The sequence below is a fragment of the Pseudomonadota bacterium genome, from assembly GCA_039028155.1.
Taxonomy (GTDB): Bacteria; Pseudomonadota; Alphaproteobacteria; order SP197; family SP197; genus JANQGO01.
In genome coordinates, this window is sequence record JBCCIS010000092.1 from 1 (window position 1) to 11,403 (window position 11,403).

The window sequence follows — 11,403 nt, forward strand, 5'->3', positions numbered from 1 at the left end:
ATCGGCTGATAGGGATCGGTGTTGGTGCCCATAGCGATGACCCGGGGCCGGTACCCGGGCCGGGCCAGTTCGCTCCGCAGCAGCCGGGCGGCATCCGGCTTGACCAGCAGCTTCGATTCGAAGTCCTGGCCCGGCGACAAGCCCAGAAAGGCATGGGTCGGCCGGGCAAAACAATAGACGCAACCGTGCTCGCAGCCGCGATAGGGATTGATCGAGCGGTCGAACGGGATGTCGGGCGACTGATTGCGCGCGATGATCGTCTTGGTCGTGTCGATGGATATCTCGGTCTTCAGCGGCGGCAGGTCCTCGTCCAGGCTGCCCCAGCCGTCGTCGAACGCCTCATAGGCGTGTTTTTCGAAGCGCCCTGTGGCGTTGGTTACCGTTCCCCGCCCCTTGCGCTGCAGGCGATAGTTTATCTGCGTCATGGTGTTCCTCCGAATGAGAACATTATAGGAACATCGTGAGGTTCGGCAAGGAAACATGACGCGGCGACCGGAAGCCTTATGATCCCGCCATGCTCCGGCTCTCCGTCGTCATTCCCACGCTCAATGCCGCCGCCACGCTGCCCACCACGCTGGCGGCGCTGGTCTCAGGCGACGCCATCGAGCGCGAGATGGTGGTGGTTGACGGCGGTTCCGATGACGGGACGCCCGCGCTGGCCGAAACCCTGGGCGCCACGGTCGTCGCCGCATCGAAAGGGCGGGGAGGTCAGTTGGCAGCCGGCGCGGCAGCGACCGAAGCGCCATGGCTGCTCTTCCTGCACGCCGACACCCGCCTTCAGGCGGGCTGGTCCGGCGATGTCCTGGCCTTTGCCGGTGACGCGGCCAATCGGGACAAGGCGGCGGTCTTCCGTTTCGCACTTGATGATCAGGTCGATGGCGCCCGCCGATTGGAACGCCGGGTCGCCTGGCGCACGCGCGTCCTGGGCCTGCCCTATGGCGACCAGGGGCTCTTGATCTCGCGCGCGCTGTATAGCGACATCGGCGGCTTTCGCGCCATGCCGCTGATGGAGGACGTCGATATTGTCCGCCGCCTGGGTCGCGCTCGCCTTGTCACGTTGCCATCGGCTGCGGTTACCAGCGCGGAGCGTTACCGGGGCAGCTATTTCTGGCGCAGTGCGCGCAATGTCACCTGCCTATGCCTCTATTTTGTCGGCGTGCCGCCGCGCTGGTTGGTCAGGCTTTACGGATGATTCCACGCCACGTCGTCGTGTTCGCCCGCCAGCCGCGCTTTGGCACCGTCAAGACGCGGCTCGCCGCCGATATCGGCCCCGGCGCCGCGCTTGCCTTCTATCGTCGCACACTCACCCGGCTGCTGACGCGCCTGGGTCAGGACAGTCGCTGGACGGCGTGGTTGGCCGTTACACCGCCTGCTGCCGCCCGGCGCCGGCAGCCGTGGCAGGCCGGCCTGCCGCTATTGGCCCAGGTCGACGGCGATCTGGGGGATCGCATGGCCGCGGCTTTCCGCGACGTGCCACCGGGACCGGCCGTCATCGTCGGCAGCGACATTCCGGACCTGCGCCCGGCCCATGTCGCCGCGGCCTTCCGCCTTCTCGATGACAACGACGCGGTCTTCGGGCCGACGCCCGACGGCGGTTACTACCTGATCGGTCTGCGCCCGGAGCGGCGTGGGGGGCCGCTCTTCGAGAACGTCAGATGGTCGACGCGCCACGCGCTCGCTGATACGCGCAAGAGCCTGCCGCGCGGCTGCCGCATCGCCCATACACAGGAACTGATGGACATCGATACCGGTGACGATTTCGCACGGTGGCGCCGCCGGTCGATCGATGGTTAGTCTGTCCTACGACGTAACAACCCGAACCCAAGGGGAGGGGGTATGACGGGAACGACGGTGATTCGCAATGCCGACTGGCTGGTGGCCTGGGATCAGGCAACGGGATCGCACGTCTACCGCCGTGATGCGGATATCGCCTTTGCCGACGGTAAGGTGAGCTTCATCGGCGCGGGTTACGACGGTCCGGCGGACGATGAGATCGACGGCCGCGACCGGATGGTCATGCCCGGCCTGATCAACATCCACACCCATGCGGGATGGGAGCCGGTCCGCAAGGGAATGACCGACGAGATCAGGAGCCCCGGCTTCTGGCACAGCTCGCTCTATGAATACCTGCCGCTGTTTCCGCTGGAATCCCACGAGACCGCTGTCTGTATGCGTGTCGCCTATGCGGAGATGTTGAAAAGCGGCTGCACCACCATCGTCGATTTCGGCTTTCCGTTCGACGGCTGGCTCGACCTGATGGGCGAGAGCGGCCTGCGTGTTGTGGCGGCCCCGTGGTTCTTCGATGCCAGCTATCACACCAAGGACGGCCACAGCTTGACCTATGACTGGGACGAAGAGGAGGGCCGGCGTCAGTTCGACGCTGGCATGCGCGCCATCGATCTCGCCAACCAGCATCCGTCGGGCCGCCTTTCCGGCATGGTCGCGCCGGGCCAGGCCGATTGCTGCACGCCGGAAACGCTGCGCGACGCCTTCGACGTTGCCGAAGAGCGTAACCTGCCGTACCAGCTGCACACCGCCGAAAGCGTGGTCGAGTTCCACGAGATGCAGCGCCGGCACGGTCTGACGTCGGTCGGCTGGCTCGAGAAGCTGGGTGTCCTGGGTGAGCGTACGATCCTTGGGCACGCTATCTTTCTCGATCATCATCCCTGGCTGCATTGGACCAGCCGGCGCGATCTCGATCTGCTGGCCGAGCGCGGCGTGTCCGTTGCCCATTGCCCGACGGTCTTCATGCGCCGCGGCATCGCGCTGAATACGCTGGGTGGTTACCTCAAGGCCGGCGTGAACATGGGCATCGGCACCGATACCTATCCGCACAACATGCTCGACGAGTTGCGTCATGCCGGCACGATCGCGCGTGCGGTGGCGGGCACGGTCGACGACCTCAACACGTCGGATGTCTTTGATGCCGCGACCATCGGTGGCGCGAAGGCGTTGCGGCGCGACGATATCGGCAGGCTCGACGTGGGCGCGCGCGCGGACCTCGTCCTGGTCGACCTCAAGCACCCGGCGATGATGCCGGTGCGCGAGCCGATCAGAAACCTGATCTTCGTCGCCAACGACCGCGCGGTCTCTGACGTCTTTGTCGATGGCCACCACGTCGTCCGCGACGGCGAGGTACTGACCATCGATCATCGCGCGGCGTGCGAGGAACTGGCCGAGGTGCAGGCGCGTGCGCTTGCTGACATTCCCAAGCGCGATTGGGCCGGACGCCGGGCCGACGACCTGATGCCACTCGTCTATCCGATCAGCCAGGAGCCGATGTGAGCGCAGGCCATCAACGCGAGCCCAAGCTTGACGGCCGCCAGGCATGGGTTATCGCCATCGCCTCGCTGTTGCTCGTCTCGTTCGGCATGGGCGGGATGATGAGCCTTTCAGTCAGCCTGAAGGACATGTCGGCTGAGTTCGACTGGCCGCGCTCGGTGCCGTCGCTGGCCTATGCGTTCTTCATGCTGGGCATCGGCAGCGCCGGCGTGATCATGGGCCGATGGATGGACCGCGCGGGCATCGGGCCGCCCTTGCTCGTCGCGGCATTGATCATTCCCTCGGCCGCCTTGACGGTCTCCCACGTCACCACTGCCTGGCAGCTTTACGTCGTCTACGGCGTGATGTTCGGTTTTCTGGGCACAGGCGTTCTCTTCATCTGCCTGCTGACCAACGCGACGCGCTGGTTCAAACGAAATCGTGGCCTGGCGGTTGCCCTCGTTGCGTCGGGCCAGAGCGTTGGCGGTGCGATCTGGCCACGGCTGATCGAGTTCGGCAACGCGGAGATCGGCTGGCGCTCGACCTTCACGGTCTTTGGCTTCGGCGCGTTTCTCGTGATGCTGCCGCTGGTCTTCGTGATCAATCGCAAACCTCCGGTCGAACCGGTCGCGACGAGCGGCGCGTTGCGCGGCAATGGCGGTATCACCTTGCGCGACAACTTGCCGCAGATCGTTCTCTGCGCCGCAATTCTGTGCTGTTGCGTCACGATGGCAATGCCGCTCCTGCACATGGCGGCCCATGTCAGCGATGTCGGCTACACGCTTCGGCGGGGCGCCGAAGTGCTGTCGTTCATCCTGATCGCCAGTTTCGTCGGCCGCATTGGCATGGGGTGGCTCACCGATCAGATCGGCGCGCTCAAATCGATGCTGCTTGGCTCGATCCTCCAGGCCGCCGGCACCGCCGTCTTCGTCGTGAGCGACAGTCTCTCAGGCATTTACGCCGGCGCGGTCTTTTTCGGTCTCGGTTTTGGTGGGTTGGTGCCGATGTACGCGGTGGCGCTGCGCGACATCTACCCGGCCAACCAGGCTGGCTGGCGTTTCGGCACCATCTTCATCTTCGGCGCCTTGGGCATGGCGCTCGGCGGTCAGGTGGCCGGCGTCATCTTCGATCTGACAGACAGTTACCAACTCGCCTTCGCGCTCGGGTTTGTCTTCAACCTCTTTAATCTGGCGCTGCTTGTCTGCGTGATGACGATAACGCGCCGGCCACGACCTGCTCTGGCATCGGCGCAAGCGATCAGGTGACAAACCGTTCGCGCAGTTCGCGGCGCAGCACCTTTCCTGGACCGGACCGCGGGAGGTCATCGACAAACCTGACCGATCGCGGGCACTTGAAGTGGCTTAAACGCTCGCGGCAATGAGCAACCAAAGCGGCGTGAAGCTTGTCATCGGCCACGTGACCGGGACGCAGCATCACGACGGCCATGACTTCCTCGCCCCATTCTTCATGGGGTACACCGATACAGGCGGCCTCGGCGACCGCCGGGTGATCGTGCAACACAGCCTCGGCTTCCGCTGGATAGATGTTGACGCCGCCTGAAATGATCGTGTCGGCGTTGCGGCCGGTCAGAAACAGATAGCCGTCCTCATCCAGATAACCCAGGTCGCCCATGGTGAAGTGGTCGCCAACCCTGTTCTCTGCCGTCTTCTCTGGCGCCTTGAAATACTCAAACCGGTCGTCGGCCGGCAGCAGCGTGAAGACCCGTCCGATCTCGCCCGGCTGCAACGGCTGGTCGTTGTCGTCCAGAATCGCGACATCGGTATCGGGCACCTTACGTCCGACCGTGCCTGGCCGCGCGTGCCAGTCATCGGGCGTCGAAAAGATGACCGCGCCTTCGGTGCCGCCGAAAAATTCGTAAAAGATCGGGCCCAGCCACTCGATCATGCGGTTCTTAAGATCGACCGAGCAGGGCGCGGAGCCGTGCAGCAGCCAGCGCAGCGACGAAAGATCGTAGGCCGCGCGGACTTCGTCAGGCAGCGCCAGCATGCGATGGAACATGATCGGCACCATCTGGCTGTGCGTAATGCGTTCACCTTCGATGACGCGCAACACCTCCTCCGCGTCGAACCGCTCCATGATGTAGATGCCGGCGCCCTGGTTGAGCGGAAACAGCAGGTTCAGCAGCAAGGGTGCGGCGTGATAGAGCGGGCCGGGGCTCAACATCAGGTCGTTGTTGTGGTCAAACGCGGTTGACTCGGCAAGGACCACTGCCAATGGCGCGCGCCTAAGCCCGGTTTTTCTGACCCCCTTGGGCCGCCCCGTGGTGCCCGACGTGTAGAGCATGCGCGCACCGACAACGGGATCGTCGATGTCTGTGTCATCTTCGGCGGCCAGTGCCTCGTCGAATTCGTCAAAGCCTTCGATACCGCCATCGATGGCAAGGCCGCTCTCAATTCGCGGCGCCATGGCGCGGATGGCCCGTGCCGTATCGGCGAACGTGCGTTCGCTGACCAGGAGACGGGCCTCACAATCATCCAGGATGTAGCCGGCTTCGTCGGCGTTCAGATGCCAGTTGATCGGCGTCAGCGTTACGCCGCAGCGCATGGCGCCGAATATGGCGACGGCAAACTCCGGCCGGTTGCCGACCAGGAGCGCGGCGGTATCGCCGGCCTGAAGCCCGCGCTTGTGCAGGGCACGCGCGAACTGGTTGGAGCGTCTGTTCAGCGCGTCGAAACTCAGGGTGCCCCTGGGGCTCACGATGGCGCGCCGCTCGGGTGTTTCGCGGGCGGTGACCGCGATGTTCATGCCAACTTCGTTGGCCTCGTCCCTGGTCAACGAGGTCGGCAAGTCAGCCCTTTTGGCGTGCCTTGGCCGGTCCGCCCTCCGTCAGACGGGGCATCAGCTCGACAAAGTTGCAGGGTCCGAAACGGTAATCCAGCTGATGAACCAGGATATCGTCCCAGGCGTCCTTGCAGGCGCCGGGCGAGCCGGGAAGAGCGAAGAGATAGGTGCCGCCGGCGACGCCTGCCGTGGCGCGCGACTGGATGGTCGAGGTGCCGATCTTCTGGAAGCTGAGCCAGCGGAACAGCTCGCCGAACCCGGGAATCGCTTTTTCATAGAGGGCTTCGAAAGCTTCGGGCGTCACGTCTCGTCCGGTGACCCCTGTGCCGCCTGTCGCCACCACCACATCGACCTCGCCATCGGCGATCCAGTGGCCGACCGCGCTTTCGATTTGATCGACGTCGTCGGTGACGATCTTGCGCTCTATGACGTTGTGTCCGGCCGCCTTGATGCGGTCGACCAGCACATTGCCCGACTTGTCGTCGGCCTCTGTGCGCGTATCGGATACGGTCAGGACCGCAATGTTTACCGGTATGAAAGGCTTGCTGTCGTCAATACCCGGCAACGCGGATCAACTCCCCATCGTCATAAACGGGCCAGTGGCCCGAGGCCACCTTGGCCAGAGATGGGGTCATACCACCCAGACGCAAGCGATACATCCAGTAGTTTGCCATGACCTTCTCGACGAACGATCGGGTCTCACGTACGGGGATGGTTTCCATGAACAACAGCGGATCGTCGACGGGTCCAGTGCGATCCTGCCAGCGCTCCAGATTGCCCGGGCCGGCGTTATAGGCGACCAGCATATAGAACAGGTTGCCGTCGACCGAGCCCAGGTCCATCAGATGCTGGATATAGTCCTGCGCCAGTGTCACCGACATGACGGGATCGTCCAGCAGATGCCGATCGGCGCCCGCGAAGTCATAACCCTCCGAAATGTAGTCGGCCGTGGTCGGCATGATCTGCATCAGGCCACGGGCGCCGACATAGCTCTCGGCGGTCGACTCATAGCGCGACTCCTGGCGCATGATGGCAAAGACCAAGGCGGGATCGACCTCAAAGCCGTCCTCCGGCACCCAGGGCGGCTCTGGATAGAGCGCAGCCTCGTAGCGGGTCGCAAAATGGCGCTTCAAGTCGATACCGAACCGGAACTGTGTCGCCGGCAGGCTAAGGCTGTCGGCGACGGTCAGTAGCGCGACAGCAAGTCCGGGCTTCTGCGTGGCGGACACCTGCTTGAACTCCAGATCGGCGATCTGCTGCTGGCCGGCTTGGGCCAGTGCGACGGCACGCTGCACCTCCGGCATCGCGGTCAGGCCCGAAAGCTCACTCTCGGAGAGGTGCGGCAGCGAGTGATCAAAGGCAAGCGGCTCGCCCAGCGTCGCGCGGGCCAGGATGCCGTAGAAGTCATTGGGTCGCTCGGCGGCGATTTCCAGATAGAGCCGCACCTTGTCGGGACGGCCGGTCATCAGGTTCAATCGCGCCGCCCAATAGGCGCCTGAGGCGACCAGCTTACTGGTGCGCGGATTGCCGGCAGCCAGGATCTCGAAAGCGCGCCGGGCGTTGTCGAACTCGCCTGACCGATAGGCCGCCATGCCAGCCGACCAGCCGGCTAGTGGAGCATCCGCGCCGGAACGCTCCAGGCTGGCCTGCCCAAGCTCCCACGCCTTGGCGTCGTTGCCGTCAAGGAAATAGCTGTGGGCGATCTTGGCGCGGGCCCGGTCGAAGGTCAGGGGATCGGCGAGCTCGGTGAACTCGGCACCGAAAAGGATCGTCTGGGCGGAGTCGGGCCGGCCGTCGCTCAACCGATCGCGGATTTGCGCGATGAGATCGCGCAGCCGCTGGCGCTCCCACGATTCCAGGTGCGACCAGTCGGTGTCGTCGCCGGGCTCATAAAGCGGCTCCAGTGACGTCTCCGTATCGAAGTTCTCCAGATAGCCGTCGCGCGGTTCCGCCGGGATGTCCGTGCCGGCCGGCTGGCGCGCCAGGGCCAGCTGATGGATCCGCTGAGCTTGCGGATGGTCGGCATAGCGCTCCAGCCAATCGGAAAGCTCTTCAAAGCTGGAATGCCATCCGGTCGGATGCAGGTAGCGTTCGGCAAGCACATGGCCGATCAGGATTGGGTCGTCAAGCTGGTCGATCAGCCTGTCGGCGGCTTCCCAGTCGGCTTCGCGCTGGAACTGGAAGATGCGCCGATAGAGGCCGGCATCACGCTGGCTCAGGACCGATAGCTCGGTGAGATAGGGCAGATCCGGTTTTGTGACCGGGACCGGCGCCGCGACAAGAGGCGTCGTCGCGCGGTCATCGACCACGTCCGCTGGATCGCCCGGAAAGCTCGCGGCAAACGTAATTCCGCGGTCCGGTCGTTCTTCTGGAATAGGCGGCAGCGACTGCTCCGCTGAGGCCGTCGATACGGTTGCGACGGCACCCAACAGCAGTGATGCTGCAAGCACACAAATCCTGCGTCGGCCATGCCGGCTTACCGCCGACGGCCACGATGCTCGACTCATGTTTGTCCCCCCAAGCGCAGTCGTTATAGACAGACCTGCTCGCTGCAAACAAGTCGGGGCGCAGGACTCTACGTTTGCTGCGCCTTTGCGCTATGGGAATTAAGTATAGGACTCCAGCCGCCGGCGAATCGCCTGCAGGTCACGCCAGCTTTCGCGCTTGCGGCCGGGCTGGCGGAGCAGGAAGGCGGGATGAAAGACGGCGGTCGCCGGGATCTCGCGGCCGTCCTTTGCTGTGTAGGTGAACCAGCGCCCCCTCAGCCGGGTGATGCCCTCGCTTCGACCCAGCATCGCCTTTGCCGCGCTGCCGCCGACATAGATCAGGATCTCAGGCCTGATGATCTCGACCATGCGTTCGACGAACGGCAAACAGGTAGAGATTTCCTCGGCTGTAGGCGTTCTGTTGCCAGGCGGCCGCCAGAAAAGCATGTTGCTGATCAGGACCTTTGAGCGGTCCAGATCGATCGCGACGAGCATCTTGTCCAGCAATTGGCCGGCCGGCCCGACAAAGGGTTTGCCCTGCCGATCTTCCTGCGCGCCCGGTGCCTCGCCAATCAAAAGAATGCGCGCTTGCGTGTTGCCGTCGTAGACGCAGGTGGTCGTCGCCGTCCGCTTGAGGGCGCAGCCATCGAAACTTTCGATAGCTGTATGTAGTGCCTCCATAGTAGTAGCAGATTCCGCGTCTTCCTTGGCGCTCGCCACGGCTTGGGACGCCGGAGGAGGAGGCGGCGGTGCCGACTCGATTCGTTTTGCCATGGATGGCGCAGGCGTTTCAGGGACGGCAACCGGTGCCGCGGGCGCTTGGTCGAGACGGTCAATCGGTGTCTCGGCGATGGCCTCGTCGACACCGTGGTCGGCATACCATCTCAGGATCGATGCGATGGATCGCGGGTCCGCACTCATAGGCCAAACGTTAACACGTCCCAACATTGAGTTGGGACCCCGCGTCGGATATGAGACGGAGCGGATGGGGGAGGCCGGTTAGATAAGGGCCGGTTTATTGAGGAATTGGCAGGAGCGGTCTGATGGAAGCCCAAGAGCGGGAAAGCATGGAATTCGACGTGGTGATCGTGGGCGCTGGTCCGGCCGGACTGGCGGCATCGATCAGGCTGCGTCAACTCGCCGCGGAAAACGACCACGAGATATCGGTCTGCGTGATCGAAAAGGGGTCGGAGGTCGGCGCCCATATCCTGTCGGGCGCGGTCTTCGAACCGCGCAGCCTGAATGAGCTGATCCCTGATTGGCAGGAAAAAGGCGCGCCACTCGATACGCCGGCGGCCGAGGACCGCTTCCTGTTTCTGACCGAAAAGGGATCGCACCGGATGCCGACCCCGCCGCAGATGAACAATCACGGCAACTACATCGTCAGCCTGGGCAATGTCTGCCGCTGGCTTGCCGAGCAGGCCGAGGGACTGGGGGTCGAGGTTTTTCCAGGCTTTGCCGCCGCCGAGGTGCTCTATCACGAGGACGGCAGCGTCAAGGGCGTGGCCACCGGCGATATGGGCATCGGCAAGGACGGCGAGAAAAAAGCGCATTACGAGCCGGGTATCGAACTCCACGCCAAACAGACGTTCTTTGCCGAGGGTTGCCGGGGTTCGCTCTCAGGCGGGCTGATGGAGAAGTTCAATCTGCGCGAGGGCGTCGATCCGCAGACCTACGGCATCGGCATCAAGGAGCTTTGGGAGATCGACCCGGCCAAACACAAAAAGGGCTCGATCACGCATACCATCGGCTGGCCGATGGAAAGCAGGACCTATGGCGGCTCGTTCCTTTATCACCTCGACGGCAACCTGGTGTCGGTCGGCTTCGTCATCGGGCTGGACTACGAGAACCCCTATCTCTCACCGTTCGAGGAGTTTCAACGCTTCAAGACGCACCCGGACATCCGGCCCACCTTCGAGGGCGGTAAACGCATCGCCTATGGTGCGCGCGCGATCAACGAAGGCGGCTTCCAGTCGATCCCCAAGCTGACCTTTCCCGGCGGCCTGCTGATCGGCTGCTCGGCGGGTTTCGTCAACGTGCCCAAGATCAAGGGCAGCCATACCGCCATGAAGAGCGGCATGACAGCGGCCGAGGCGGTCTTCGAATGGCTCGCCGCCGGCGCCAATGGGCGCGAGGTGACATCCTATCCCGAGCGGCTCAAGAAGACCTGGGTATGGGACGAGCTCTACCGCGTCCGCAACATCCGGCCGAGCTTTCACCGCGGTCTGTGGGGTGGCCTGGCCTATTCGGGCATCGACACCTACCTGTTCCGCGGCAAGGCGCCCTGGACCTTCCACCAGCACGCCGATCACAGCGCCTTGAAGCCGAAGGCGGGCTTCTCGCCGATCGACTATCCGAAACCGGACGGCGAGGTCAGTTTTGATCGCAACAGCTCGGTTTTCCTCTCCAACACCAACCACGAGGAAGACCAGCCGGCCCATCTGACGCTAAAGGACGCGTCGGTGCCGATTGCCGTCAATCTGGCGACCTATGACGCGCCGGAGCAGCGCTATTGCCCCGCCGGCGTCTACGAAATCGTCGACGGTGACGATGGCAAGCCGCAGCTGCAGATCAACGCGCAGAACTGCGTCCACTGCAAAACCTGCGATATCAAGGACCCGACGCAAAATATCGTCTGGGTGACGCCGGAGGGTGGCGGCGGCCCCAACTATCCCAATATGTAACCGATCCAAATGTAACCGGGGTCACTGGCTCTGACGGCCATGTGACCAAGGGGGCTTTGTAACGATCGGCTGGCTGCACTAGCATATCAGCCGTTTTTTCGGCTGGAGACTGCCGGTGAACTTAGGTTTTTCGATCTTTTCGCGCTTGCTCGGCGGCGTCGGCGTGGCCG

At 63.7% G+C, this 11,403-nt stretch carries 10 protein-coding genes; 5 read left to right on the forward strand and 5 right to left on the reverse strand.

Features of this window, described 5'->3' with window-relative positions; translation table 11 throughout:
* Positions 1-425: radical SAM protein (locus AAF563_24680; GenBank protein MEM7124495.1), on the reverse strand; the 425-nt coding region annotated here is incomplete at its 3' end.
* Between the two features lie 89 nt (positions 426-514).
* On the opposite strand from AAF563_24680, the gene AAF563_24685 reads away from it, so the two are divergent.
* From AAF563_24685 to AAF563_24700, 4 genes are read left to right on the forward strand one after another with little or no spacing between them, the layout of a single operon-like run.
* Positions 515-1,192: a TIGR04283 family arsenosugar biosynthesis glycosyltransferase gene (locus tag AAF563_24685; GenBank protein MEM7124496.1), complete on the forward strand. Its 678-nt coding sequence runs from the start codon at positions 515-517 to the stop codon at positions 1,190-1,192.
* Complete coding sequence (locus AAF563_24690) at positions 1,189-1,794, forward strand: TIGR04282 family arsenosugar biosynthesis glycosyltransferase (GenBank protein ID MEM7124497.1); 606 nt, start codon at positions 1,189-1,191, stop codon at positions 1,792-1,794. The genes AAF563_24685 and AAF563_24690 overlap by 4 nt, the downstream gene beginning before the upstream one ends.
* Positions 1,795-1,836: 42 nt before the next feature.
* Entirely contained in the window at positions 1,837-3,285 is a 1,449-nt protein-coding gene (locus AAF563_24695; protein ID MEM7124498.1) for an amidohydrolase family protein, read from the forward strand.
* Positions 3,282-4,526, forward strand: a complete 1,245-nt coding sequence (locus AAF563_24700; protein ID MEM7124499.1) for an MFS transporter — start codon at positions 3,282-3,284, stop codon at positions 4,524-4,526. The genes AAF563_24695 and AAF563_24700 overlap by 4 nt, the downstream gene beginning before the upstream one ends.
* Here AAF563_24700 and AAF563_24705 read toward each other — a convergent pair.
* From AAF563_24705 to AAF563_24720, 4 genes are all read right to left on the reverse strand, one after another.
* The gene (locus tag AAF563_24705; GenBank protein ID MEM7124500.1) at positions 4,519-6,027 is read right to left on the reverse strand and encodes an AMP-binding protein; all 1,509 of its coding nucleotides are present in this window, start codon (positions 6,025-6,027) and stop codon (positions 4,519-4,521) included. The two genes, AAF563_24700 and AAF563_24705, sit on opposite strands and share 8 nt — an antisense overlap.
* A gap of 43 nt (positions 6,028-6,070) precedes the next feature.
* On the reverse strand, positions 6,071-6,628 hold the full coding sequence (moaB, locus tag AAF563_24710) for a molybdenum cofactor biosynthesis protein B (GenBank protein MEM7124501.1): 558 nt from the start codon (positions 6,626-6,628) through the stop codon (positions 6,071-6,073).
* A complete protein-coding gene (locus tag AAF563_24715; protein MEM7124502.1) occupies positions 6,615-8,513 on the reverse strand; it encodes a lytic transglycosylase domain-containing protein in 1,899 nt (632 codons plus the stop codon). The genes moaB and AAF563_24715 overlap by 14 nt, the downstream gene beginning before the upstream one ends.
* A gap of 156 nt (positions 8,514-8,669) precedes the next feature.
* Positions 8,670-9,230 carry a uracil-DNA glycosylase gene (locus AAF563_24720; GenBank protein MEM7124503.1) on the reverse strand — a complete coding sequence of 187 codons (561 nt, stop codon included), beginning with the start codon at positions 9,228-9,230 and terminating at the stop codon, positions 8,670-8,672.
* Between the two features lie 362 nt (positions 9,231-9,592).
* On the opposite strand from AAF563_24720, the gene AAF563_24725 reads away from it, so the two are divergent.
* Complete coding sequence (locus AAF563_24725) at positions 9,593-11,233, forward strand: electron transfer flavoprotein-ubiquinone oxidoreductase (protein MEM7124504.1); 1,641 nt, start codon at positions 9,593-9,595, stop codon at positions 11,231-11,233.
* Positions 11,234-11,403: the final 170 nt, after the last annotated feature.

Bases quoted from the DNA above. Each gene is read 5' to 3' on its own strand.
- AAF563_24720 (MEM7124503.1), bottom strand. From the start codon at position 9,230: ATGGAGGCACTACATACAGCTATCGAAAGTTTCGATGGCTGCGCCCTC.
- AAF563_24725 (MEM7124504.1), top strand. From the start codon at position 9,593: ATGGAAGCCCAAGAGCGGGAAAGCATGGAATTCGACGTGGTGATCGTG.
- AAF563_24685 (MEM7124496.1), top strand. From the start codon at position 515: ATGCTCCGGCTCTCCGTCGTCATTCCCACGCTCAATGCCGCCGCCACG.
- AAF563_24705 (MEM7124500.1), bottom strand. From the start codon at position 6,027: ATGAACATCGCGGTCACCGCCCGCGAAACACCCGAGCGGCGCGCCATC.
- AAF563_24690 (MEM7124497.1), top strand. From the start codon at position 1,189: ATGATTCCACGCCACGTCGTCGTGTTCGCCCGCCAGCCGCGCTTTGGC.
- AAF563_24695 (MEM7124498.1), top strand. From the start codon at position 1,837: ATGACGGGAACGACGGTGATTCGCAATGCCGACTGGCTGGTGGCCTGG.